The sequence below is a fragment of the Mycobacterium sp. GA-0227b genome, assembly GCF_001499855.1.
Lineage (GTDB): Bacteria > Actinomycetota > Actinomycetes > Mycobacteriales > Mycobacteriaceae > Mycobacterium.
In genome coordinates, this window is record NZ_LQIK01000001.1 from 96,942 (window position 1) to 120,021 (window position 23,080).

Annotated in this window: 25 protein-coding genes and 1 pseudogene; 12 read left to right on the forward strand and 14 right to left on the reverse strand. The window is 64.6% G+C overall.

All coding sequences use genetic code 11. From position 1 onward, the window contains the following. Positions 1-11 precede the first annotated feature (11 nt). Together AU185_RS00480 and AU185_RS24925 are read right to left on the reverse strand one after the other, a co-directional pair. Positions 12-1,037: a zinc-dependent alcohol dehydrogenase family protein gene (locus AU185_RS00480; RefSeq protein ID WP_172800358.1), complete on the reverse strand. Its 1,026-nt coding sequence runs from the start codon at positions 1,035-1,037 to the stop codon at positions 12-14. A gap of 29 nt (positions 1,038-1,066) precedes the next feature. Continuing rightward, on the reverse strand, positions 1,067-1,231 hold the full coding sequence (locus AU185_RS24925) for a hypothetical protein (protein ID WP_156425341.1): 165 nt from the start codon (positions 1,229-1,231) through the stop codon (positions 1,067-1,069). Between the two features lie 156 nt (positions 1,232-1,387). Between AU185_RS24925 and AU185_RS00485 the strand changes: the two genes are divergently transcribed. After that, on the forward strand, positions 1,388-2,278 hold the full coding sequence (locus AU185_RS00485) for a helix-turn-helix transcriptional regulator (RefSeq protein WP_059100751.1): 891 nt from the start codon (positions 1,388-1,390) through the stop codon (positions 2,276-2,278). On the opposite strand, the gene AU185_RS00490 is transcribed toward AU185_RS00485, so the two are convergent. Continuing rightward, complete coding sequence (locus tag AU185_RS00490; protein ID WP_197413446.1) at positions 2,275-3,906, reverse strand: AMP-binding protein; 1,632 nt, start codon at positions 3,904-3,906, stop codon at positions 2,275-2,277. The two genes, AU185_RS00485 and AU185_RS00490, sit on opposite strands and share 4 nt — an antisense overlap. Before the next feature lie 228 nt (positions 3,907-4,134). Between AU185_RS00490 and AU185_RS00495 the strand changes: the two genes are divergently transcribed. Next, complete coding sequence (locus AU185_RS00495; RefSeq protein ID WP_059100372.1) at positions 4,135-4,725, forward strand: TetR/AcrR family transcriptional regulator; 591 nt, start codon at positions 4,135-4,137, stop codon at positions 4,723-4,725. A 117-nt stretch (positions 4,726-4,842) separates the two neighbouring features. Here AU185_RS00495 and AU185_RS00500 read toward each other — a convergent pair whose 3' ends face one another. Then, positions 4,843-5,463: a class I SAM-dependent methyltransferase gene (locus tag AU185_RS00500; protein WP_059100373.1), complete on the reverse strand. Its 621-nt coding sequence runs from the start codon at positions 5,461-5,463 to the stop codon at positions 4,843-4,845. Between the two features lie 131 nt (positions 5,464-5,594). On the opposite strand from AU185_RS00500, the gene AU185_RS00505 reads away from it, so the two are divergent. After that, positions 5,595-6,050, forward strand: a complete 456-nt coding sequence (locus AU185_RS00505; protein WP_059100374.1) for a MarR family winged helix-turn-helix transcriptional regulator — start codon at positions 5,595-5,597, stop codon at positions 6,048-6,050. Positions 6,051-6,073: 23 nt separating this feature from the next. Beyond that, positions 6,074-6,475 (forward strand): PPOX class F420-dependent oxidoreductase, encoded by a 402-nt coding sequence (locus AU185_RS00510; protein WP_059100375.1) that lies wholly within the window; start codon positions 6,074-6,076, stop codon positions 6,473-6,475. Positions 6,476-6,528: 53 nt separating this feature from the next. Here the strand turns inward: AU185_RS00510 and AU185_RS00515 are convergent, their stop codons facing one another. After that, positions 6,529-8,304, reverse strand: coding sequence for an acyl-CoA dehydrogenase family protein (locus tag AU185_RS00515; protein ID WP_059100376.1), 1,776 nt, complete (start codon positions 8,302-8,304; stop codon positions 6,529-6,531). A gap of 185 nt (positions 8,305-8,489) precedes the next feature. Between AU185_RS00515 and AU185_RS00520 the strand changes: the two genes are divergently transcribed. Further along, positions 8,490-9,443: a DUF5996 family protein gene (locus tag AU185_RS00520; protein ID WP_059100753.1), complete on the forward strand. Its 954-nt coding sequence runs from the start codon at positions 8,490-8,492 to the stop codon at positions 9,441-9,443. Positions 9,444-9,513: 70 nt separating this feature from the next. Next, positions 9,514-9,921, forward strand: coding sequence for a VOC family protein (locus tag AU185_RS00525; protein WP_231740359.1), 408 nt, complete (start codon positions 9,514-9,516; stop codon positions 9,919-9,921). Between the two features lie 42 nt (positions 9,922-9,963). Here the strand turns inward: AU185_RS00525 and AU185_RS00530 are convergent, their stop codons facing one another. Further along, positions 9,964-10,962, reverse strand: a complete 999-nt coding sequence (locus AU185_RS00530) for a glycoside hydrolase family 6 protein (RefSeq protein WP_059100378.1) — start codon at positions 10,960-10,962, stop codon at positions 9,964-9,966. Between the two features lie 150 nt (positions 10,963-11,112). On the opposite strand from AU185_RS00530, the gene AU185_RS00535 reads away from it, so the two are divergent. Then, positions 11,113-12,144, forward strand: a complete 1,032-nt coding sequence (locus AU185_RS00535; protein WP_059100379.1) for a fused (3R)-hydroxyacyl-ACP dehydratase subunits HadA/HadB — start codon at positions 11,113-11,115, stop codon at positions 12,142-12,144. Between the two features lie 12 nt (positions 12,145-12,156). Here AU185_RS00535 and AU185_RS00540 read toward each other — a convergent pair whose 3' ends face one another. The 4 genes from AU185_RS00540 to AU185_RS00550 all read right to left on the reverse strand — a co-directional run bounded on the left by AU185_RS00540 (position 12,157) and on the right by AU185_RS00550 (position 14,453). Further along, positions 12,157-12,981, reverse strand: coding sequence for an alpha/beta fold hydrolase (locus tag AU185_RS00540; protein ID WP_059100380.1), 825 nt, complete (start codon positions 12,979-12,981; stop codon positions 12,157-12,159). Between the two features lie 375 nt (positions 12,982-13,356). After that, positions 13,357-13,599: a hypothetical protein gene (locus tag AU185_RS24930; protein ID WP_156425342.1), complete on the reverse strand. Its 243-nt coding sequence runs from the start codon at positions 13,597-13,599 to the stop codon at positions 13,357-13,359. Between the two features lie 202 nt (positions 13,600-13,801). Next, positions 13,802-14,224: a type II toxin-antitoxin system VapC family toxin gene (locus AU185_RS25750; RefSeq protein WP_059100381.1), complete on the reverse strand. Its 423-nt coding sequence runs from the start codon at positions 14,222-14,224 to the stop codon at positions 13,802-13,804. Continuing rightward, entirely contained in the window at positions 14,208-14,453 is a 246-nt protein-coding gene (locus tag AU185_RS00550; RefSeq protein ID WP_059100382.1) for an AbrB/MazE/SpoVT family DNA-binding domain-containing protein, read from the reverse strand. Before AU185_RS00550 ends, AU185_RS25750 begins: the two co-directional genes overlap by 17 nt. Before the next feature lie 240 nt (positions 14,454-14,693). Between AU185_RS00550 and AU185_RS00555 the strand changes: the two genes are divergently transcribed. The 5 genes from AU185_RS00555 (at position 14,694) to AU185_RS00575 (ending at position 20,013) form a co-directional block, all read left to right on the forward strand. Then, positions 14,694-15,695, forward strand: coding sequence for a Bug family tripartite tricarboxylate transporter substrate binding protein (locus AU185_RS00555; protein ID WP_059100383.1), 1,002 nt, complete (start codon positions 14,694-14,696; stop codon positions 15,693-15,695). Next, positions 15,692-16,237: a tripartite tricarboxylate transporter TctB family protein gene (locus AU185_RS00560; protein WP_059100384.1), complete on the forward strand. Its 546-nt coding sequence runs from the start codon at positions 15,692-15,694 to the stop codon at positions 16,235-16,237. The genes AU185_RS00555 and AU185_RS00560 overlap by 4 nt, the downstream gene beginning before the upstream one ends. Next, on the forward strand, positions 16,237-17,772 hold the full coding sequence (locus AU185_RS00565) for a tripartite tricarboxylate transporter permease (RefSeq protein ID WP_059100385.1): 1,536 nt from the start codon (positions 16,237-16,239) through the stop codon (positions 17,770-17,772). The genes AU185_RS00560 and AU185_RS00565 overlap by 1 nt, the downstream gene beginning before the upstream one ends. A gap of 276 nt (positions 17,773-18,048) precedes the next feature. Continuing rightward, positions 18,049-18,264, forward strand: coding sequence for a hypervirulence associated TUDOR domain-containing protein (locus AU185_RS00570; RefSeq protein WP_059100386.1), 216 nt, complete (start codon positions 18,049-18,051; stop codon positions 18,262-18,264). A 357-nt stretch (positions 18,265-18,621) separates the two neighbouring features. Further along, positions 18,622-20,013: an alanine/glycine:cation symporter family protein gene (locus tag AU185_RS00575; protein ID WP_059100387.1), complete on the forward strand. Its 1,392-nt coding sequence runs from the start codon at positions 18,622-18,624 to the stop codon at positions 20,011-20,013. Positions 20,014-20,105: 92 nt separating this feature from the next. Here AU185_RS00575 and tnpB read toward each other — a convergent pair whose 3' ends face one another. The 4 genes and pseudogenes from tnpB to AU185_RS24935 form a co-directional block, all read right to left on the reverse strand. After that, positions 20,106-21,776: an IS607 family element RNA-guided endonuclease TnpB gene (gene tnpB / locus AU185_RS00580; RefSeq protein ID WP_286142887.1), complete on the reverse strand. Its 1,671-nt coding sequence runs from the start codon at positions 21,774-21,776 to the stop codon at positions 20,106-20,108. A gap of 3 nt (positions 21,777-21,779) precedes the next feature. Beyond that, positions 21,780-22,211: a hypothetical protein gene (locus AU185_RS00585; protein ID WP_156425343.1), complete on the reverse strand. Its 432-nt coding sequence runs from the start codon at positions 22,209-22,211 to the stop codon at positions 21,780-21,782. Between the two features lie 110 nt (positions 22,212-22,321). Continuing rightward, positions 22,322-22,853: pseudogene (locus AU185_RS24435) on the reverse strand (IS607 family transposase). Further along, positions 22,854-22,997 carry a hypothetical protein gene (locus AU185_RS24935; RefSeq protein WP_156425344.1) on the reverse strand — a complete coding sequence of 48 codons (144 nt, stop codon included), beginning with the start codon at positions 22,995-22,997 and terminating at the stop codon, positions 22,854-22,856. Positions 22,998-23,080: the final 83 nt, after the last annotated feature.

A 23,080-nucleotide genomic window follows, 5' to 3' on the forward strand; every position in this document is an offset into this window, starting at 1 on the left:
TGTCACAGGTATCAGAGCTCGAGCAGCACCTTGATGGCGCGGCGCTCGTCCATCGCGGAGTAGCCTTCGGCGGCCTGCTCGAGCGGCAGGGCGAGGTCGAACACCCTGCCCGGGTTGATCTTTCGGTCCCAGATCAGCTGGATCAGCTCGGGCAGGAACCGGCGCACCGGGGCGGGACCGCCATGCAGGTGCACCTCGGCGAAGAACAGCTCATCCGCCGGAATCGACACGCCTTCGTGTGCGACGCCGACGAAGCCGATGTGCCCGCCGGGCCGGGTAGCACCGATGGCCTGCAGGAACGATTCCTGTGTCCCGACGGCCTCGATCACCGAGTGCGCGCCGAGCCCACTAGTGAGCTCCTTGATCTTGGCCACGCCCTCCTCACCGCGTTCAGCGACGATGTCGGTCGCGCCGAACTCACGGGCAAGGTCTTGCCGGTGGGCGTGGCGGGACATTGCGATGATCCGTTGGGCGCCCAGCTGCTTGGCGGCCAGCACACCCATTAGCCCGACGGCGCCGTCACCGACCACGGCGACGGTCTTGCCGGGGCCGGCCTCGGCGGCGACGGCGGCGAACCAGCCCGTTCCGAGGACATCGGATGCGGCCAGCAATGAGGGGATCAGCTCCGCATCCGGTTGACCGGGTGTCGCCACGAGGGTGCCGTCGGCGAACGGGATACGGGCCTTGTCGGCTTGAGTGCCGATCGTGGCAGAGACGAATTCAGCGTGCACGCAACGACTTTGGTAACCAGCCTGGCAGATCTCGCAGGTGTTGTCGGAGATCACGAACGAGCCGACGACGAAGTCGCCAACCTTCAGGGTTTTCACCTCGCCGCCGATCTCCTCGACGACGCCGACATACTCGTGCCCCATCGGTGTGTGGTCGACGTCTTCGACGCCCCGGTAGGGCCACAGGTCCGACCCGCAGATACATGTCGCCGTAAGGCGGACAATCGCATCCGTCGGCTCGACGATCTTCGGGTCGTCACGCTCTCCGACGCTCACATCGCCGGGGGCGTTCATGAAAACCTGACGCATGGCTTCTCCTTCGTACGGTTCGAGGTCGCCTATGGCGACGGTTGCAGGTTGTCCTGGAAGAACTCCGTCAATTTGTCGAACGGAATGAGGTCGACCCGGTCGTAGAGATCGACGTGGCCGGCACCGGGAACGACGTAGAGTTCCAGCGCGACGAAACCGGTCAGCTTGGACAGGCCACGACGCGCGCCATGCATGAAGAGCTCCTGACAACATCCCGGGCGGGAAGTCTGGACTGGCTTCCCGGCATGTGCACAACGAAACCAGCCTTGCCAGCCGGCGTGGGAGTTCCTGATGAAAGGTGTAATGACAAGACATCCCACGAGCCGTAGCGCCCTCGTACCGTGGAGGACATGGACAACCGCGCCGAGGTCCGCGAGTTTCTGGTCTCGCGACGAGCCAAGGTGACCCCGCAACAGGCCGGTGTGCCGGTGACCGGTTCCCGCCGAGTCCCTGGACTGCGCCGGGGGGAGGTTGCCGACCTCGCCGGGATCAGCATCGAGTACTACAGCAAGCTGGAACGCGGCGCTCTGGCCGGCGTTTCGGCGTCCGTCCTGGACGCGATCGCCCGTGCGCTCCAACTCGATGACGCCGAACGCGCTCACCTGTTCCACCTGGCCCACGCCGCCGACGGCACCGCTGCCGGCATGCGGCCGCGACGACGCCCCGCGAAACGCTGGGCGCCCCGGCCCGGCTTGCAGTGGGTGCTCGACAAATTCACCGCCCCGGCGATCGTCCGCAATGGCCGGATGGATCTGCTCGCCGTCAATCACCTCGGGCGCGGCATGCACTCATCGTTGTACGACAGCGACCCGAGCCGCCATCCGAACTTCGCCCGCTACACCTTCCTCGACGATGACTCGCACCGCTTTTACCCGAATTGGGATGAGGCGGCCGACACATGTGTCGCGATCCTTCGCACCGAGGCCGGTCGTGATCCATTCGACAACCTGCTGCACGATCTCGTCGGCGAATTATCCACTCGCAGTGAGGACTTCCGTCGCCGGTGGGGCGCTCACAACGTCCGCTATCACGGCGCGGGGACCAAACGGTTCCACCATGACGTCGTGGGCGACCTCGAGCTCACCTACGAGAGCGTCGACATGATCTCCGAACCCGGGCTGACGCTCACCCTCTACGCGGCAGAACCTGCCTCCCCGACCGCACACGCCCTAGACCTCCTGGCCTCGTGGACGGCGGGCCAGCCGGTTGAGAATCCGCCTGCGCCTCACCTTGGACGCTAGCGGTCAAGGCCCAGGATGTCGACGCTGCGTTCGCGCATCTCGACCTTGCGCACCTTGCCCGTGACCGTCATCGGAAACTCGTCGACAACGTGCACGTATCGCGGAATCTTGTAGTGCGCGAGCTTGCCTGCAGCGAACGCGCGCACGGCGTCGGCGTCGAGCGCGGGACGACCCGGCTTCATCCGGATCCACGCGCATGTCTCCTCGCCGTACCGGGCGTCGGGCACGCCGATCACCTGGGCGTCCTCGATGTCCGGGTGCGTGTAGAGGAACTCCTCGATCTCTCGCGGGTAGATGTTCTCGCCGCCGCGGATAACCATGTCCTTGATGCGGCCCACCACGTTGCAGTAGCCGTCGTCACGCATCACGGCCAGATCGCCGGTGTGCATCCAGCCGTCGGAATCGATTGCCTGAGCGGTCTTCTCGTCGTCGTTCCAGTAGCCCAGCATCACCGAATATCCGCGCGTGCAGAACTCGCCCGGCTGTCCGCGCTCGACGAGCGCACCGGTGTCCGGGTCGACGATCTTGATCTCAACGTGGGGATGCGCCCGTCCGATCGTCGCGGTGCGCCGTTCCAGGTCGTCGTCGATGAGCGTCTGGCACGACACCGGCGACGTCTCGGTCATGCCGTACGCGATCGCCACCTCCGACATGTTCATGTCGTTGATGCAGCGCTTCATCACCTCGACCGGACAGACCGCGCCGGCCATGATCCCGGTCCTTAGCGTTGACAGGTCGCGGTCGGTGAACTCCGGGTGGTTCTGCATGGCGATGAACATCGTCGGGACGCCGTACACGCCGGTGCAGCGTTCGCCCTCGATGGCGGCGAGCGTCGATCCGGGATCGAAACCCGGTGCGGGAATTACCATCGTGGTGCCGTGACTGGTGCAACCGAGGTTGCCCATCACCATGCCGAAGCAGTGGTAGAAGGGCACCGGGATACACAATCGGTCGTGCGGGCCGAGCTTGATCAGCTCCGTGGTGAAGTATCCGTTGTTGAGGATGTTGCGGTGCGAGAGTGTCGCTCCCTTCGGGAAACCCGTTGTACCCGAGGTGTATTGAATGTTGATGGGGTCGTTGTTGGATAGGCCGGCCATCCGCTTCGCCAAGGCCTCGGATGTCACTTCGTCGGCGCCCGCCCGCAGCGCGTCCCAGTCGGCCGTCCCGATGTGGACGACGTCGGTCAACGCTGGCACGTCCGCGCGGACCTGCTCGACCATCGCCACGTAGTCAGACGTCTTGAACGACGTCGCGGCGATCAACGTTCGGGCCCCGGATTGGTTGAGCACGTAGGCCAATTCATGGGTGCGGTAGGCGGGATTGATGTTGACGAGGATCGCGCCGATCTTCGCTGTCGCGTACTGCGTGAGTGTCCACTGCGCGCAGTTCGGCGCCCAGATGGCGACCCGCTCGCCCTTGCCGATCCCCAACGCCATGAGGCCCCGGGCCACGACGTCGACCTCGGCGTCGAGTTCGGCCCACGTGTAGCGCAGACCCTGCGCGACGTCGATGAGCGCTTCACCGTCGGGGTGACGGGCGACGGTGGCTTCGAAGTTGGCGCCGATCGTCTGCTCGAGCACCGGGGTGTCGGTCGGTCCTGCGTCGTAAGACTCCACCGTCGACGGCATTGCACCAGGTCCTTGCATCGGTAGTCGGCCTCGATCGGGGTACCCGATCGATTCTCCTCATCCTCGCGCCTGCACATCTCGGCACGGCACAAAATTGCGGAGATCGGACGTGGGCATGTCGCGCAGAGCGGCTGCGGAGGGCCGAAATGGAACGGTACGGTACCGTATCGACCAGGGCAAGCGCTACGTCATGGATGACGCGCTATAAAGCTCGGTCAAGGAGGACGTGTGCCGCCGGAACACGCGCACGATGCGCCGGAATCGCGGTGGACCCGCCGCGAAGCGGAACTGTTGGCGATCACGCTGCAGCAGTTGCAGCAGCACGGGTACGACCGATTGACCGTCGAAGCCGTGGCGACACAGGCGAAAGCGAGCAAAGCGACCGTGTACCGGCGCTGGCCGTCGAAGGCGGACCTAGTGCTCGCGGCCTTCGTCGAAGGCACCCGCGTCACCGCCGTCCCGCCCCGAACCGGCTCGCTGCGCAGCGACTTGCTGGAGCTCGGCGCCTCGGTGTGCAGGCAGGCGTGTGCGCACGGCAGCACGATGCGGGCGGTGCTGAACGAGATGTCGCACAACCCGAGGTTGAAACGAGCGATGCAGGACGAGTTTCTCCATCAGCGCAAACTCGTGATCAACGAATTGCTGGCCGAGGCTGTCGAGCGCGGAGAGATCGACGCGGCAGCGATCAACGACGAGATCTACGACTTGCTACCGGGATATCTGGTATTTAGGGCGTTGGTTTCCACACGGCCGCCGACCGAGGAGACGGTCCGCATTCTGGTCGACGACGTGCTGCTGCCCAGCCTGGGGTACCGCTGAACGTTGGCGCGCTGTTGGCGCCGTTGGTCGATGCCGTGTGGGATCGGGTCGCCGATTCCGGTGGTCGACACAAGCCGCGGTTGCGGGTCAGCGCGGATGTGGGCAACTGATCTGGAGTCAGCCAGCCTTGCGTGCGACCACCAAGTGCCCGGGCATTTGGGTCTGGCCGTTGACCGGGACCACAGAGTGCAGCTTGGCCGGACGGATCTCCTCGACCTGCCAGTACCGCGAAACCTGCTCGCGCAGCTGACCTTCGGTGAATTGGGTGGGCCCGGGCCCGTCGTGCTCACCAAACGCCCCGGTTCCGAAGGCCAGGATGTAGAACCTGGCGCCGGGCGCCGCCGCGCGATGCATCGATTTCAGGTAGCCGTCGCGCAACTCATCGGGCAACGCGTGCAGCAGCCCGCTGTCGAAGATGGTGCCGAACCGCGCGTCGTACCCGGTCAGTGACGAGATGTCGGCGGCCACGAAGGTCGTGTTGGTCAACCCACGTTCCTTCGCGGCGTCGGCCGCGGCAGCTATCGCGGTCGGGCTCAGGTCGATTCCCACGACCGTGTGACCACGGGCGGCGAGCGCCAGCGCCAGCTCGGCGTGCCCGCAGCCGGCGTCGAGAACCTCACCACTGACAGCCGCTTCGTCATCGATCAATGCCGCGTACTCCGGTTGCGGCGCACCGATGTTCCATGCGGGTGCCTCGTCGGACCGGTATGCCTGATCCCAGTCGATTCGGTGTGTCATATCGAAATCGCTCCTCGCGGCGTGCGGTTAGTTCAAACTTGTATTACCATGAGAGTAGTCACAGCCTAGACGTATTTCAAGCATGCGTCAGTGGATAGTTTCGATTTGAACCGATCACCGAGAGGGCCGGTATGGCACGCAGCTTGACCGCGGCGCAGGAGCGCGCCTGGCGGCCCTACATCGAGGCCAGTCTGCGACTGGAGACCAGGCTCGACGAACGGTTGCGCGAGAATGCCGGAATCACCCTCATGGACTACCACCTGCTCAGACTGCTGGCCAATGCACCGCAGCGCAGACTGCGCATGAGTGAACTGGCCGAGAAGATGGTGTTTTCGCGCAGCCGAACCACCTACCAGATCACCGCGATGGCCAAACGGGGTCTGGTGCTCCGTGAACCGGTACCAGAGGACGGCCGAGGCTATCGAGCAGTGCTCACCGCCAGCGGTGCGGACGTGCTGCGGCAGGCCGTGCCGCTGCATACCGACGCGGTCCGCGAATTGTTCTTCGACCACGTTGAACCGGATGAGCTCAAGGTCATCGAACGGGCCTTCACCCGACTGCACCAGCACCTGGAAAGCCAGCACTGAAACCACTACCGAAGGCGGAGTCCATGACATTCAGCCCGGCCGAACTGGCCTACCTGCGCGATGAGCCGATCGGGCGACTCTGCACGATCGGCCCGGCAGGTGATCCGCAGATCCGCCCGGTCGGCGTACACCTTGGCCCCGAGGACACGACGATCGACATCGTCGGCCATGCGCTGGCCTCAACACAGAAGTGGCGCAACGTAATCAGTCGGCCCAACGTGGCCTTCATCGTCGACACCGTGGTCTCTGTGAGCCCGCCGGACGCGCGCGGCATCGAGATCCGAGGAACCGCCACCGCCCTCCCCGGAGCAGGTACCACGGAGGGCGGCCTGAGCGGCGACATCATCCGGATCACGCCGCGCCGGATCATCGCATGGGGCATCGACAGCGCCGGTACGTCGGCACGCAACGTCACAGACAGCTGAGTCAATCGCGACTTCCTCTGCGCCCGCTCGCGTTCGCATAAGCCTTGAAGCGTTCAATCCAGCGTCAGCGCCCCATACACGAGTTCGTCGAAGCGTCCGATCGCCTCGTCCTCGTCGGCGTCAATGCCGCGAAGCGGTCCGTGGTCGACGAGGTAGCGCTGTGCGTACAACCGAGCCACCAGCGCCTTGCGATCCGACCCGTAGGTGGCGCGTTCCCAAGCCGCCTGCTCGGTCAGCAATGCGGCCGCGTAGACGTCGCCGATGAACTGCGCGAGCGGAAACAACCGCGCCTCCGCAAGATCGCCATCGAGCTTCTTCCATGCGGTGATCGCGGCGTCGAGATCGTCGATGCGGCGGCTGACCAGGTGTGTCGTTCCTTCGTCGTCGGACACCGATATCGCGTCACGAAGCCGCGCCAGCATCGGCTCGTGTGCGCTCGACTTCTCGATTCCCCGCCTGACGTCCAGGCACAGAATGTTGTCCGGGCCCTCCCAAATGGTATTTACCTGAGCATCCCGAAGAATCCGTGCGACCGGCCAGGTTTCGATGTAGCCGTTGCCGCCGTGGATCTCGATCGCGTCGGACGCCATAGTGATACCCAACCGCGCGACCTTCAGCTTGGTCACCGGCACGGCGATACGCTGCCGAACTTGATGTGGCTGTTGGTGATTCGGATGACCTGTCCCATCGAATACCAGCGCGAGGGCGGCTTCGGAGTCAATGATCATCTCGGCCAGCTTGCGCCGCATCAACGGCTTGTCGCTTAGCGTTTCGCCGAATGCGCACCGGCTCTGGGCAAAACACAATGACTCGACCAGTGCCCGTCGGGCAGCAGCCGCAGCGAACAGAGCGGTGCCCAGTCGCGCTGAGTTCGTCAGTTCCATCATCCGGCCCAGTCCTTTGCCGTCGGACGGCCCGGCATCACCGGTGGCCTCTCCGGACAACAGAAACGCCTCGGCGTCGACGAACTCCACTTCGCCAGATGCCACCGATCGGGTGCCGAGCTTGTCTTTGAGCCGCCTGATCCGGATGCCGTTGCGCGATCCGTCGCGACGCGTCCGCAGCACGAGGAACGTGGCGATACCGCGGCTGGAGTCCGGCGCACCTTCCGGTTTAGCCAGCACGACGAACACCTCGCCGTCGCAATTCGAGGCGAACCACTTGAATCCGTTCAGTAGCCACGCGTCACCGTGCCGCGTAGCCGTCGTCTCCAGCGCGCCGAGGTCCGAGCCGCCCGTACGTTCGGTGAACATCTGAGCGGTCTCGCCCTCCCATTCGCCCGAGGCGAATTTGGCCAGTACGTAATCCCGCACATCGGCCGGCGCGTAGGCCGAGACTTGCGACTTGACCATGCCGCCGCCAGTCCCCAGCGCGCAGCCCATGCCGATGTCGGCCTGGTTCATCAGATAGTTCGACGCAAACAAGATCAGAGAGGGGCTCACACCGTTGGCACGCGCTTCTTCGCGCAGCACCGACTGAGCCTCGAGGATCGCGCGTTTGGATTGGATGAACGACGGCGGCTGCACCACCTGGCTGATGTCATGGCCCCAGCGGTCATACCGTTCGAGGCGCGCGGGACTGCGGTCGGTCTCTTCGGCCCACCGCGCCACCGGCCCGCCCATCAATTCTCCGGCGCGCGTCAAGTGGGGTTCGGCGAACGCCAGCTCGTCGGGCTGCAAGTAATACGCCATCGTCGACCGCAGCGTCGGATCGGTCGTGAACCAGTTGAGACCCACCGCTCCTTGATAGTTCTCCGTGCGATAGCGCGCGGCCTTCTCTGTAGTGGCGAAGGGCAGGTGGTCGACGGCTTCACCTTTGTACGGGGTCATCCACCCACGCTATTACAGATTTCTGTCGCCTGTTGTGAAATCGTAATACCGTTCTGTCTCGCTGACTTCCTCTTTCGTTCGGGTTATCGGTCGCGCGACCTTTGGCCTTCGCCCTGCCGGCGGTTCTTGCGGCAGTCACTGATCGCTATGCGTAGGTTCTGTCCGCCCGGGGAAAGCTGATGAACATGGCAGGCATCGCCACAACCAAGTCCGCGTCGTCGAACGGCTGGCCACAGCTGCGGGTCGACGACTGGAGCGCGTCACGCGAAACACTGCATATGTGGACACAGATCGTCGGCAAGATCCGGCTCGCGCATGCGCCGATGATCAACCATTGGTGGCAGACCACTCTCTACGTCAGCCCGCGGGGATTGACCACTTCCGCAGTGCCGTCCGGAGCGAGGGTGTTCGACATCGAGTTCGACTTCATCGAGCATCGGTTACACATCCGCTCCAGCGACGGCGACGCCCGTCAGATTGCGCTCGAGCCCAAACCCGTCGCTGAGTTCTATGGCGAGACAGTGCGTGCGCTCGGTGAGCTCGGAATCACGGTCGAGATTCAGGCCAGGCCGAATGAAGTCGAGCCCTCGATCCCATTCGCCGACGACGATGAGCACGCCTCCTACGATGCCGACGCCGTGCAGCTGTTCTGGCGCCAACTCGTAGCGGCCGACAGAGTTATGCACGAATTTCGCTCGCATTTCATCGGCAAGGTCAGCCCCGTGCACTTTTTCTGGGGCGCCATGGATCTGGCCTGCACCAGGTTCTCTGGCCGCACTGCGCCCAAGCATCCCGGCGGCGCGCCCAACTGTGGTGACTGGGTGATGGAGGAGGGCTACTCCCACGAGCTGAGCAGTTGCGGCTTCTGGCCGGGCGGCGGCGACGAAGGCGCGTTCTACGCCTACGCCTATCCCGAGCCCAACGGCTTTGCCGACTATCCCGTTGCACCTGAGCAAGCCTTCTACAGCACCGAGAACGGCCAGTTTCTGTTGCCGTACGAGGCGGTGCGAACCGCGGCAGATCCGGACAGAAACCTTTTGGAGTTCCTGCACACCACGTATCAAGCGGCTGCTGAACGCGGCAACTGGGACCGAGCCGCGCTCGAAGTCGATCCCCACCGATGGCGTCACAAGCAGTAGCCGTCAGCTCACTGAAAGGGGAATTGTGGTCAACCGCAACGATCTACCAGCTCCCGAACAGGGATTGATCTTGACGCACTTTCTGACCGTCCGCGACGTCGCCCGCTCGCGCGATTTCTACGCCGACATCTTCGGCGGTGAAATCGTTCTCGAGGAGAACCCCGCCATCATCAAGGTTGCCAACAGCTGGATCATCATGAACCCCGGCGGCGGGCCCACCCCGGACAAACCCGACATCACCCTCTCGCCACCACAGGCTGGCGACCCAGTCTCGGCGTTTCTGAACGTGCGAGTGGCCGACATCAACGCATTCCACGCCGACGCCAAAACCAAAGGCGCTCAGTTCCTTACCGAACCACTGGACCGCAAAGCCGAGATACGCTGCTATATCCGCGACCCCGACGGCTACCTCATCGAGATCGGACAAGCCACCGGCATGCTCCGCGGCGTCTACGCCGACCGACCCGAGGACGACTAGATGTACGCCCCGGGGTACCGCTAAACGTTGGCGCCCAAGGCTTTACCGCGGACGGGCGTTGCTGGCCAGCTCGACGGCGTACTGATTGACGAAGGTGCCCGCCGGGGGATCGCCTTTGTCGCAGGTTCCGTCGGATTCACCGGGCCGCTTGATCCACAGGTACGCGTCGGCGTGCGGGCCCGCAGTCTGCGTGGTCGGCGGAACACCCAGTGCTCGGCCGTCCGGATTGCACCAATGCAACGGTGAGTCGGGGGCCGCTCCATTGCCGTTGCGCGACGTGTCGATCACGTAGTGGGAGCCATTCGTGAGGCCCGAAATCGCTTCCCCGTAACCGATTTCCTCCTCGGTGGTGAAGAAGTTCGCGACGTTGAGGCTGAATCCCCTCGCTCGGTCGACGCCGGCCTGGTTGAGCCTGGCGGCCATCTCCTCGGGGCTGTGCCAGCGCAAGTGACCCGCGTCGACGTACACGGCCGCGGCCGGATTGCGGGTGAAGGTATCGACGGCGTAGCGGATCAGGTCGAACCGCTCCTGGCGCTGGTCACCCGACAGGCAATCGGCCATGGCGAGCGCGTCGGGTTCGAGGATGATCGCCACCCGCGAGCCACCCAGGTCGGCTGCGATGCCGTCGATCCACGCCCGGTAGTCGGCGCCCGACGCGAAACCACCTGCCGCGAAGCTGCCGCAGTCGCGGTGCGGAATGCCGTAGAGGGTCAGCACCGGCAAGGCGCCGGCTGCTTGCGCGTCACCCACGTACTTCGCGACCGTCGCCGCGGAACCGCCGGGGACGAGCCAGTACGCCTGCGGCGTGTTCGCGATGGCAGTCAGTTCGGGGCTCGGCGGATCGGCCTTCTGCGCAGCACGCATGGCCGCGGATGCGGGGTTGACGTAGAACCGCATCCCGGCCAACGGGTTCGCCTCGCTGACCAGGTGCACTACCGGAGCCGGAGCCGGTGGGGAAGCCAGAAGTCCGCCGCATACAACAACCGCGGTCAGGACCGAAGGGAGCCACCGAGCGAGCGCACGAGCAGGGGAGATTTGCACTCGATGAACATAGCGGCTCGGCCATCTGCGTCGCGTAGTGGCGGCGGCGGACTCACTGCTCGGATCTTGACGTTGTGGGCCGACGTGGTGAGCGCGTTAGGGTGCTTCGATCGGCCTCAACGAACCAGCCGATAGAAGAGTTGGGCACGCATGACCGCAGCAGCAGAAACGTCAGCGCTCGAAGCGCGGGTCGGCCACTGGTACCAGATGGACGGCACATACCTTGTCGGCCGCGAGAAGGTACGCGAATACGCCAGGGCAGTGCAGGACTACCACCCCGCGCACTGGGACGTCGCAGCCGCCGCTGAGCTGGGATATTCCGACGTGGTGGCGCCGCTGACGTTCACTTCGACGCCGGGTATGTCGTGCAACCGCCGCATGTTCGAAGAGATCGTCGTCGGCTACGACACCTACATGCAGACCGAAGAGGTCTTCGAACAGCACCGTCCGATCGTCGCGGGCGACGAGTTGACCGTCGACGTCGAGCTGACGAACGTGCGCAAGATCGCCGGCCGAGACCTCATCACGGTGACGAACACGTTCACCGACACCGCCGGCGAGCGGGTGCACACCCTGCACACCACCGTGGTGGGAGTGACCGCTGAGGACGTCGATCCGGCGATCAAGTCCGCCGTGCAGAACGCGATGATGCATGACGTCGATTTCTCGGGAATCGGCACGCTCGATGCCGCCTACGAGAAGACGGTGCGCCCCGAGGGGGAGATCCGGATCGCTGAAGGGGGTATGACCCGCGAGCCCGGGACGCCGTCCTTCGACGAGCTCAATGTCGGCGACGAGCTGCCGGTGCATCACACCCGGCTGTCGCGCGGCGACCTGGTGAACTACGCCGGAGTTGCCGGCGACGCCAACCCGATCCACTGGGACGAGGACATCGCCAAGCTGGCGGGGCTACCGGACGTGATCGCCCACGGAATGCTGACCATGGGGCTGGGTGCGGGTTTTCACTCGGCGTGGTCGGGCGACCCCGGTGCGGTCACCCGCTACGCGGTACGGCTGTCCGCACCCGCGATCGTGTCGGCCAAAGAGGGCGCCGACATCGAGTTCAGCGGCCGGATCAAATCGCTGGACCCGGCCACTCGCTCCGGCGTCGTCATCGTGGGCGCGAAGTCCGCCGGCAAGAAGATCTTCGGCTTGGCGACTATGAACGTCCGCTTCCGCTGACGCGTCAGAGCGTCAGGCTACGAAGTCCCGCAACGCATCTGCGATTGCCTCCGGCTGGTCCTCGGGGATGAGTGTCCAGGAGTCGTCGATGACCATCTTGGTGGCGTCCGGGAACAGTTCGACCAATCGATCCGCGTGCGCCAACGGCATCATCCGGTCTTCGCGGGCCCACACGACGAGCACCGGACGCGTGAACGTCCGCATCCGTTCGGACAGTTCGAGCAACCGGCGGCGCGACGGAGCGCCCGTGGCGAACTTGACCAGGTCGCGGCGGATCGCGGCATTCTCGACGGCGGGCCGGAACCACTCGTCGAACAACCAGTCGGGCAGACCCTTCTTGGTCAGCGCTCCATAGGCGCGCCGACTGTGCCGGAAGAAGTTGGTCCCGAGCATCCTGGACAGAAGCCACCCGCCGCCGGGCATGCGGCACAGCAGCGCCGCCGGACGCGCCGGTTTCGGTGGGTAGTTGTCGAACGCCGTACACGACGCCAGCACCAGTCGGCCCACGCGCTCGTCGCGGCCGTCGGAGATCATGAACTGCCCGCCGCCCCAGTCGTTGAGGACGAGGGTCACGTCCCCGAGGTCGAGGGCATCGAGGAAATCGGCGAGAATCGCCGCCATTCCTTGTTCACTCAGGTCGGCGTCTGGGCTCATCGGTTCTTTGTGGGCGCCCATAGGCAGCGTCGGTGTGATGCACCGGTATTCGGGTAGCAGCGCGATGACCTTGCGCCATTGCCGGCCGTCCATCAGCAGGCCGTGACCGAACACGACGATCGGCCCGTCTCCGCCGGTGTCTTCGTAGGCGATGGGACCTGATGGCACGTCGACTGTCGGCATCGCAGCCTCCTAGATAGATCGTTTGTACTCGGCCGACGATAGGCTGTTCCGAACGCGTGCTCCGTGTTTTTCCGCACGCTGCACTCGATCGAGCCGGTTGTCATTGCGGGCCAAAGAGTTCAGGTCATCGCGAGCGCCGCGCTCGCACAACAGAGTGCGGATAACACCGGAGTGGCGGGGACCCCGGTGGCACTGGCGTCAAGATCGTCGTCCTCCACGCGGGGCTGACCTTCGGCCGTCGTCATCATCCGGTGGGATGCCGCCGATGTCGATCACGGCCTCGGTTGACCAGAACGTCGGACGCCGCGCAGGTGTCGTTGTTCGGACACCGGCGTCCGCGTTTGGGTTGGTCGCCAAGGAGGTTGTTAGGAATCCCTAGTCGCGAGAAAGGTTGCCTTGCAAGGGCCCCGGTGAGGAGAACTCACCGTAGCTGCGCGCATCTGACACCGTCGGCGGCGCAACCTGAATTGCGACGTGGCCCTGTCTCTGGTTCGTCGCGGTCGATGCGCCCCCATCGGGGCCGGTGACCGTGCTTGTCGCGGAAGCGCTTGGCGCGGCGGCAATGGCCGCAGCAGCCGCACCTGTCACGAACATGGTTGCAATATAATGCAGTTTCATAACTGCTCCTTTGCGTGTTTCTTCGTCCGCACGGTGCAACGACGACGTGAACCCATGCCATCCCGATGAGGGGCGCACTGGCATTACATGTATTGGTAGAGCGCCCTTAAAAACAGTGCCAGCGGTGATGTCAACGACGTTTTTCTGGTCAGCCAGTAGCTGTCACCACACCTCAACCAGTGGGACTCAGCTGGATTGGCTGTCAGTCAACGAACCGGTAGTCGACCTCGAGTGAGCGATACGTGCGCTCAGCGCGCCGGTCCCGGGTAAGCAGGATGCGGTGATTGTTGACGGCCGCCTGGCCGACGAGGGCGTCGTACACCGATCCGCCGACGATGTCGAGGCGAGCAAGCCGTTCACGAAGGTCGCGGGATCCGGTCGCGTCGAGCCAGCAGTCTCCGGGGAAAGCCGAGGCGAGTACCGAGGCCGCCTGGCCGGCATCGAGGCGCAGTGGAAGAGGCAACCGGGTCAGCACTGTATACGTCTCGAACGCGGCATGCCCCGCTAGCGCAGGACGAAGGTCAACCAAGGCTCGGCGGCAGGCCGGATGTGCTTCATGGGTCGGATCGAGAGCGGCGACGGCAACGCTGGTGTCACACGCCCAGCGGTCACCGTTGGAGGTCATCGCGAATTCGACGGACGTCGTCTTCGGTGAGCACGGCACCCTCGACGTCGCCGAGTATCGGCAGGCCGTCGCTGGTGTCGATCGACCGTTGGCGGCGTCGAACGGGCTCGATCCTTAGACCCGATCCGTCGGGAATCAGTTCGAGCGGCGTGTCCGGGGTGATTCCCAGCGCAACACGCAGCGCTTTGGGGATGACCACCCGTCCCACCCGGTCGATGGTTACGTACATAGCATGAAGCTACCAATCAATTGGTAATTTGGGCCTACGCAACCATTCCTGGTCGTGACAACCACACGCTCGTCTAATCCGACTGCCCGGGCGGTGTCGACCAGAGGCGCGACGGCTTACTGGGTCCGACGGCGCGAGCCATGCGGCGAGGCTCAGGTTCCAATTCCAAATACGCGACCGTGGGGCGCATGGAAGGGTCAGGATGTGCCTGGTTCACGGTGATCGCGAAGGGATAAGGGCATGCGCGTTCCGACAGCTGTCCGGTGGATCCTCGGGATTGTCTGTGTCGGCGCCTTGGTGGTGGCGGCGGGTGTCAACGCGAACCGGACCGGCTCGGGAGCCGAAGCCCGCGCCAAGCTCACACTGATCGCGCCCGCCGCGGCCGGTGGCGGTTGGGACCTCGTCGCACGAGAGTCTCAGCAGGCACTGCGGTCAAACCGCATTGTCAACAATGTCCAAGTGGTCAACGTTCCCGGCGCCGCTGGAGCGATCGGGCTCAGTCAACTGACTCGCCTCGGCGGTGACCCGACCACGATGATGGTGACCGGCACGGTCATGCTCGGCGGGGTCGAGCGCAACGACTCACCTGTCGCACTGTCTGATATGACGCCCATCGCCCGGCTCGCCGAGGACTTCGAAGTCATTGTGGTGCCGGCCGACTCGCCATACCAGACGCTCGGCGAGCTGATCGAAGCGTGGCGAGCCGACCCCGCGGCGATGCCCATCGGTGGCGGCTCGGCCGGCGGAATCGACCATATGGTCGCCGCCCAACTTGCGCGCGAAGCGGGAATCGACCCTGAGCAGATCCGATACGCCGCCTACGCCGGCGGTGGCGAACTGACCATAAACCTGCTGTCCACGGCGCCAGGCACACCCGACGTCGGGATCAGCGGATACAACGATTTCCGGGACATGCTGGCCGAGGGACGACTGCGGACACTGATGGTGGTTGCGCCGGAAAAGTTGGAGGGCCTCGACGCTCCGACCGCTGCCGAGGCCGGCTATCCGGCCGTCGATCTGGTGAATTGGCGCGGTTACGTCGCCCCGGCCGGTCTCACTGACGACCAGCAGCAAGAACTCATCGAAATCGTTGGGGAAATGGTCGAGACCGAGCATTGGCAGAGCGTCGTCGCGCGGAACCGCTGGAAGGAGACCTTCCTTACCGGGGACGACTTCGGCAGGTTCATCCGCGAGGAAGAGCAGCGGGTGAAGACCATTCTGGACGATCTGGGGCTGACATGACAGTAAGCGAACACGACACCGCTGCGTCGGCTGAACCCACACCGCCGCGCAGGTTTTGGACCGGCAAGAGCGCATTGATCATGCCGGCGCTGATGGTTGGGCTTGGGCTGGTCCTGGTCTACGGAATCTTCGACATGGAGATCGCCGATGACTCGGAACTCTTCGGGCCCAAGGCATTCCCCTGGATCACCGCCGGGTTCTGTTTCCTCATCGCGGCGCTGCTCACCCTGGTCATCCTGCGCAATCCTGAGGTGCCCGAACCAGTGTTGGACGACCAGGGGCGTCCCATTCCGAGTCTGTTCAGCAATTGGCGGTCCACCGGAATCACGATCGGGTCGTTCGTGGCGTTCACTGTCCTGCTGATACCCGCCGGCTGGATCATCGCCGGAGCCGTCGTCTTCTGGGGAGTGACCGTCGGGCTCGGCAGCACGAGGTATGTTGCGAATCTACTGACCGGCCTGGCGATTTCGTCGATCATGCAACTGATATTTGCCGGCTTGCTCGGCCTGAGCCTGCCCCCCGGCGTGATGGGGATGTTCTGATGGACTCGCTGACTGGACTGATCGGGGGATTCGGTGACGTCCTCACTCCGGTCAACCTGCTTTACGTCTTCATCGGCGCCGTCATCGGCACCGCGGTCGGGGTGCTGCCCGGACTGGGATCGGCGATGGCGGTCGCACTGCTGCTGCCCGTGACGTTCACCCTCGACCCGCTGGCCGCGCTGGTGATGTTCGCGGGCATCTATTTCGGCGGGCTCTTTGGGGACTCGATCGCCGGAATCCTCATGAACACGCCCGGGAACTCGACTGCCATCGCCGGATCCCTCGAAGGACACCGGATGGCCAGGAAGGGCCGCGGCGCACAGGCATTGGCGACCTCGGCGATAGGCGCGTTCATCGGCGGCATGGTCGCCACGGCTCTGGTGGTCTTCTTCGCACCCGCGCTGGCGGAGTGGGCGACCAAGTTCGGTCCGGGCGAGTACTTCGCGCTGGCGTTGTTCGCGTTCATCGCCACTTCGGCGGTGGTGTCGGAGTCGGTGCTCAAGGGTGCGGCGGCGTTGCTGATCGGCCTGGTGCTGGCCATGATCGGGACCGACGAGGTCAGTGGTTCTCAGCGGTTCACCTTCGGCAACGTGGCGCTCTTCGACGGGATCAGCATCGTCGTGATCACCGTCGCGATGCTCGCCGTCGGTGAGGTCATCTTCGTCGCCTCGCGTATCGGACGGCCCGACGACCGCAGCTTCACGCCGTCAACAGGACGCCCGTTCCTGTCCAGGGCCGAATACCGGGAGGCGTTGCCGGCATGGTTACGCGGCACCGCCGTCGGCGTGCCGTTCGGCGTCATCCCGGCCGGCGGCGCCGAAGTCCCGACGTTTCTCGCCTTCGGTGTCGAGAAGCGGCTGGACAGTCGGCGAAAGGTGCCGATGTTTGGCAAGGGCGCGATCCGTGGCGTTGCCGGTCCAGAAGCGGCCGGCAACTCTACGGCGGGCACGGCCATGGGTGCTCTTCTGGCGCTGGGGCTGCCGACGTCGGCCACCGCGGCGATGCTGTTGGCCGCGTTTCAGCAGTACGGTATGCAGCCGGGTCCGCTGCTGTTCGACCGCAGCGCCGACATCGTTTGGGCGCTCATCGCCAGCCTGTTCATCGGGATGGTCGTATTGCTCGTGTTGAATCTGCCGTTCGCTCCGCTGTGGGCAAGACTGCTCTCGATCCCCAAGGAGTACCTCTATGCGGGGATCGCAGTGTTCGCCTGCTTCGGCGTGTACGCCGCGAGTTCGGCGATCATCGACGTCGTGTTCATGCTGGTGCTCGGTGTGCTCGGATTCGCCATGCGCCGCTACGGCATCCCGCTCGCGCCGGTGCTGATCGCGGTCATCCTCGGCCCGCTTGCGGAGTCGTCGCTGCGCGCCGCGATGAACAACTCGCAGAACAATCCGCTCACGCTGGTGAGCACACCGATCACGATCACCTTGTACGCCCTGCTGGCCGTCGTCATCGCAATCAGCACCTACAACAAGCTGAGACTGCGCAAGGAAGTACCGGCATCGGCGCGCAGCACCGAGGACGTGGCCGGCTGAGAGTCTCAAATAGTTTGTCGTCCTGGTTATTTCGCGTCATACCCTAGTCATCTGAGGTCGGCTGCACCGACGGTTTAGCGCGGATTCAGCGCGGCGGGTTGTACGTCTAGAGCAGTTCAATTGGCCCTCCACGACGCCAGCAGGTCGAGGCCGTGCGCGGTCGAGGGCATCAAGACGCGCGGAATCTGGGCCCGCAGCTGCGCGCACCGAGAAGGCGGTGGCGGCATACCGTGGTAGGTGACGAAATCGACGTCCGTTGAGGAGGGGAGCGAAGAAATGAATGAGCACTTCAAAGTCGACGACCACGTGACGTGGAATTCGGAAGCCGGACAGGTCAGCGGCAAGATCATCAAAGTCCATACGCGGGATGTGGACTACAAGGGACACACCCGCCACGCCAGTAAAGAAGAACCGCAGTACGAAATCAAAAGTGACAAAACCGATCACATCGCCATGCACAAAGGATCGGCATTGAAGAAGGTCGACAGCTGACGCGGAGAAGGCTGTGGTCAGCCAACCGATCGCTGGCACCGCGCGAAACGTGGCGGTATCTCACGGGTGCTACCACAAACTAGCACTCGCTCGAGCTCAGTAGCTCGCTGAGAGCTACCAACATCCGCATGCCATCCTCGAGGGTATGGCGCGGACGTGGTTGTCGGTGACCTTCTCCACCGACTGTCAATTGGGTCGCGCCCCCGAGTTCCTCGCCGACGCGGGCATTCGTGTGGGCTCACAGTTTGACGGACGCTAACTCGCGCAACTGACGATCGACGCCCGCGCCGATCCCCGAGGTTGGGTAGGTGGACTACGGTTTTCACCAGTCCGATGTCTCTGCGATCCGGCGGTGCGATGACCACTCTCGACGACTTTCTAGGCGATGCCAGTTCTTTCATCTGGGGCCCCTGGCTGCTGATCCCGCTGCTCCTGCTGACCGGCCTGTATCTGACTGTGCTGTTGCGCGGGATCCAGGTGCGCCGGTTCCGGCTGGCGTTCTGGCTGGCGTTCGTCAAGCGTAAGGATCCGGGCGCCGAAGGCGATATCTCGCACTACCAAGCGTTGTCGACGGCCCTGGCTGCGACCGTGGGCGTCGGCAATATCGCCGGCGTCGCGACCGCGATTGCCCTTGGCGGTCCCGGGGCTGTGTTCTGGATGTGGTTCACCGGCATGGTCGGCATGGCGACCAAGTACAGCGAAGCTTTTCTCGGCGTACGCTTCCGTCGCACCGACGCCGCCGGGGAGCAAGCCGGTGGTCCGATGCACTACCTACGTCGCGGCATCAAAGGGCCAGTGGGCGTGTTTCTCGGCGGATTCTTCGCGGTCGCAGGAGCGCTGGCCGCGTTCGGCATCGGCAACATGACGCAGGCCAACACCGTCGCGGCCAACGTCAACGAAGAGTGGGGTGTGTCGGCACCGATCACAGGCGCGGTGATCGTGGTGCTGGCCGCCGCGGTGATCTTGGGCGGCATCAAGAGCATCGGGCGGGTCACCAGTCTGTTCGTCCCGGTGATGATCGTCATCTACATCGTCGGCGCGGCAGCCGTCCTCGCCTTCAACATCGGCGAAGTGCCGCGAGCCTTGGGCGTCATCTTCACCGACGCCTTCACCGGCACCTCGGCCACTGGAGGTTTCGCGGGGGCGGCCGTCGCAGCGGCGATTCGCTACGGCGTCGCGCGTGGCATCTTCTCCAATGAGTCGGGGCTGGGAACCGGCGGCATCGCTGCGGCCGCGGCGAAGACGACCCACCCAGTCCGGCAGGCGCTCGTGTCGATGACTCAGACGTTCATCGACACGCTCGTGGTGGTGAGCTTCACCGCGCTGACGATCGTCGTCACCGGCGTATGGAAGGAGGCCGGCCCCGAGGAGGCCGCCAGTTTCACCGCACGCGCATTCGCTGAGGGTCTCCCCGGGAGCTGGGGCAGCGTCATTGTCACGCTCAGCGTGATCTTCTTTGCGTTCTCGACGCTGCTCGGATGGTCCTACTACGGCGAGCGGTGCGTGGAGTACCTGTTCGGACGGAAGGCGGTCTTTCCGTACCGGATCCTTTTCATCATCGTGATCTACCTCGGTGCCACCACGGCTCTCAAGACGGTATGGACCTTCTCCGACGTCATGAACGGTCTGATGGCGCTGCCCAACCTCATCGGTCTGATCATCCTGTCCCCCCTGGTCTACCGGGAGACCCGCGCCTACTTCCGCGGCGAGGAGCACGCGGACGACATGCGGGCGCGGAGCGATGTCTGAGGCGTACCGGCCAGCTCCGGCGACGGATAGTAAGGAATAATTGGTGTTGGGGTGCGGACCGTTGCGGCTGAGTGAGTATTTGTGAGTCTCATTCAGGCGCTCTCCTTGCGGAGTTCCGTTGTCGCGGGGGCGACTCCGGTTTTGGCCTCACTGTTCGCGGCCTTCCCGTGCGGGCGGGTCTTACGCAAACTCCCCAGGCAATCGGTGGTGCCGATGGTCTGAGCCGCCGTCTCCGGCACCCCTGCCGGAACCGCTGACGAACGGGGCCGTGGCCCTGACTGGGCCACAACTGGCATATCCGGCCAGTCGCGGAGATTTTTGGCAGCGTTGCGATCACGGTCGACGACTTCACCGGTCTGCGGGCAGACGAGGTGCTTGTCAATGCGGCCTTTACCTTGCAGGCGGCATGGACTGCCGTCCGGGAGGTAGCAGCCGTGGTGGATCTGGCTGGAGGCATACCAGCGATCCGCCACGATCAGGGTGCTGCCACACCGGGTGGTTTTATACGCCATCATCGGCGCGACCATTCCCATCGCAGCATCGGAGACGGCGCGCCGGTAGGCGCGTCTGCCCATGCTGCGTTTCATCGCGGCCACGTCGAGATCTTCGATCACGACCTGTCCGTAGGTGCCCGCCAACTCGGTGGTGAGTTGGTGAGCTCCTTCCCGCCGCAGATGCACACACCGGCGGTCCAACCGGGACAGCTTGCCTTTCGCTGCCCGATGACCGTGTGATCCGGGGATACGGCGGGAAAGTTGGCGACCAGCCCGGCGCCTAGCAGCCAAGGTGGCTTTCAGCGGGGCCGGATTCTGGTATTCGACAAGCGTTTCGGTGCCGGTGATGATGTCGCGGGTCGCCACCGTGGCCAGTGTGCGCACGCCGAGATCCACGCCGGCCCGCACGGTGGGTCGGGTCGGTGTTCGCGCTGTGTCGGGGGTGCGTAGCGCGTAGCCGACCGAGACGAACAGTCGCCCCCAGCGCTGCGACAGCGTCATATTCAAGATCCGCGCGCGACCTGAAGCGAGATGGCGTTGCACACGGCGGGTGTTCTCCATCGACCGCAATCCGCCGATCACCGGCACCGTGATCGTGCGGCGATCATCCTCCAGTCGCATAGCGCCGGTGGTAAACCGCACCCGACCCGGATCACGGCGCGCGGATTGGAACCGCGGAAAACCCACCCGCCGGCCGTTGCGGGTGCCGTTGCGACTCGCGCTCCAATTGCTCAGTGCCTGGGCCAGATCGGCCAAACCCGCGGAGTAGCACTCCTTGGAGTTTTCCGCCCACCACGGCGCCACGTCATCCTTGGCGCGGTTCCACGCCTTGCGCAGCGAGCCCAGATCCCAGCCCACCGACTCATGTGCCGGATCAACAGCCTTCGCGTCCAGGTCAGCTTTCACGAGGTCCAGACCCCAGTTGAACGCTTTACGGCGGGCACCGAAATGCGACCGCACCAACCCGGCACGGGCACCATCAGCGGGCCATTCGACCTCGAGCTTGGCCGCGGTGACCATCCAGCCCGTCGGCAGTTGCGTACCCGGCGACCCGGTCGCGGCATACCTGTCGGCGTCTCCGTCGTAAAGCTCGAAAAGCACCGACACTGACTCCACTGTCGCCCGATGCGCCTCGAAATCGGATCCCACAGCCACGAATCGCGACACTGTCGGTGTGCCATCGGGTTTCGCCTTGCCCGGCAACTGCACACCACCGGTTGCCTCGGCCACCTTCGCGGCCTGGGCGCGGGTACGCATCACGACGATCACCCGTCAGCGCACCACCTTCAACGCCTGTGACAGCACGGGCGACGCAGTGCCATCCCCCAAGTCGATACTGTGAATTCCTGCATCATGCAGCACGCCAGCGGCCCAGGCATCGGTATCACCGCGATCCTTGATCGCCCGCAAATACGCCTCCGCCAATTCCAGTTCCCGGGCCTCGCGTGCCGCGCGACGCTGCGCATCGGCCCGCTCACGCGCGGCGCGCACCTGGCGCTGCTCTTGGGCAGCGATCAGCCAGCCCGGTGGCGCCGCAAGCAGCTCGCAGACATCACCCGGGGTGATGCCTCGGTCCTTGACGACACGGACCGCGACGCCCAGGCGTTTGGCGATGCTCTCACGCTCGCGCCGTCTTTGCCGGTTGGCCTGTTTATCGCTGCGCTTTTGTCGTGCAACGATCAGCCAGTCCGGCGGATCCTCCATGACCGCCTGCACACGCGCAGGCGACGCGGTAGCCCAACCCTGTTGCCGCAGCGTACTACTGGTGACGCCAAGAACTAGCGCCGCGCGTCTAAGCTCACCCATCTTCGCCATCAGGCCACCCGCGCTGATTCTGTTTTCGTCGCAGTGACCGCACGCATCGCCCGATTCCGCGCGCCCCGGCGACCGTACAAGCGAGCACACATCGACGTCAGCACCTCGATCATGTCGCGCACCAGATCATCGGTGGTCCCACCAGCATCCGCGACCACGATCCGCCGCCCCATGCGCACCGAGCGCAGCTTCGAGGTGCTCCACCCCGAAACGCGCCAGACGATCCCGATGCTCCACAACCACCACCGTGGCAGAAGGGTCTGACAAGATCCGCCGTAACTTCGGTCGTTTCCCGTTCAACCCGGAACCGACCTCGCACACCACCTCACCGATCTCGTGCCCGTTTGAAGTGGCCCACCGCGTCAGACGGCCGACCTGCCGGTCAAGATCCGAGCGTTGATCATGCGACGACACCCGGGCATATAGCACCACCCGGCCCGACACGTTCTCCGGCGCCACCTCAACCCAGATCGTCCCCGACTCCAACCGCCGAGCAGGCACCGGCATCTTGCCCTCCCGAAACCACCACATTTAGTCACATACTGGCGAACAGTTCCTACCCTCGATCTCGATCGGGATCGCGGTGTGGCCCCGCGCCTCCAGTTCGGCCGTCACCTCGCGCCAGTACACCTCGCCGGCCCCTCCGGCGCCGGGGAGCAGGACGAACGTCGCCATTTTCCGCTCCCTTCGCAAGCCTCTGAAAGTCTAGACACGGCCTTAGCGTGCTCTCATGGCGAACTCGCTTGCGAGCAATGAAC

Coding starts and splice junctions, on each gene's coding strand:
- AU185_RS00480 (WP_172800358.1), bottom strand. CDS start 1,037: ATGCGTCAGGTTTTCATGAACGCCCCCGGCGATGTGAGCGTCGGAGAG.
- AU185_RS24925 (WP_156425341.1), bottom strand. CDS start 1,231: ATGCATGGCGCGCGTCGTGGCCTGTCCAAGCTGACCGGTTTCGTCGCG.
- AU185_RS00485 (WP_059100751.1), top strand. CDS start 1,388: ATGGACAACCGCGCCGAGGTCCGCGAGTTTCTGGTCTCGCGACGAGCC.
- AU185_RS00490 (WP_197413446.1), bottom strand. CDS start 3,906: ATGCCGTCGACGGTGGAGTCTTACGACGCAGGACCGACCGACACCCCG.
- AU185_RS00500 (WP_059100373.1), bottom strand. CDS start 5,463: ATGACACACCGAATCGACTGGGATCAGGCATACCGGTCCGACGAGGCA.
- AU185_RS00505 (WP_059100374.1), top strand. CDS start 5,595: ATGGCACGCAGCTTGACCGCGGCGCAGGAGCGCGCCTGGCGGCCCTAC.
- AU185_RS00510 (WP_059100375.1), top strand. CDS start 6,074: ATGACATTCAGCCCGGCCGAACTGGCCTACCTGCGCGATGAGCCGATC.
- AU185_RS00515 (WP_059100376.1), bottom strand. CDS start 8,304: ATGACCCCGTACAAAGGTGAAGCCGTCGACCACCTGCCCTTCGCCACT.
- AU185_RS00520 (WP_059100753.1), top strand. CDS start 8,490: ATGGCAGGCATCGCCACAACCAAGTCCGCGTCGTCGAACGGCTGGCCA.
- AU185_RS00535 (WP_059100379.1), top strand. CDS start 11,113: ATGACCGCAGCAGCAGAAACGTCAGCGCTCGAAGCGCGGGTCGGCCAC.
- AU185_RS00540 (WP_059100380.1), bottom strand. CDS start 12,981: ATGCCGACAGTCGACGTGCCATCAGGTCCCATCGCCTACGAAGACACC.
- AU185_RS24930 (WP_156425342.1), bottom strand. CDS start 13,599: ATGAAACTGCATTATATTGCAACCATGTTCGTGACAGGTGCGGCTGCT.
- AU185_RS25750 (WP_059100381.1), bottom strand. CDS start 14,224: ATGACCTCCAACGGTGACCGCTGGGCGTGTGACACCAGCGTTGCCGTC.
- AU185_RS00550 (WP_059100382.1), bottom strand. CDS start 14,453: ATGTACGTAACCATCGACCGGGTGGGACGGGTGGTCATCCCCAAAGCG.
- AU185_RS00555 (WP_059100383.1), top strand. CDS start 14,694: ATGCGCGTTCCGACAGCTGTCCGGTGGATCCTCGGGATTGTCTGTGTC.
- AU185_RS00560 (WP_059100384.1), top strand. CDS start 15,692: ATGACAGTAAGCGAACACGACACCGCTGCGTCGGCTGAACCCACACCG.
- AU185_RS00565 (WP_059100385.1), top strand. CDS start 16,237: ATGGACTCGCTGACTGGACTGATCGGGGGATTCGGTGACGTCCTCACT.
- AU185_RS00570 (WP_059100386.1), top strand. CDS start 18,049: ATGAATGAGCACTTCAAAGTCGACGACCACGTGACGTGGAATTCGGAA.
- AU185_RS00575 (WP_059100387.1), top strand. CDS start 18,622: ATGACCACTCTCGACGACTTTCTAGGCGATGCCAGTTCTTTCATCTGG.
- AU185_RS00585 (WP_156425343.1), bottom strand. CDS start 22,211: ATGGAGGATCCGCCGGACTGGCTGATCGTTGCACGACAAAAGCGCAGC.
- AU185_RS24935 (WP_156425344.1), bottom strand. CDS start 22,997: ATGGCGACGTTCGTCCTGCTCCCCGGCGCCGGAGGGGCCGGCGAGGTG.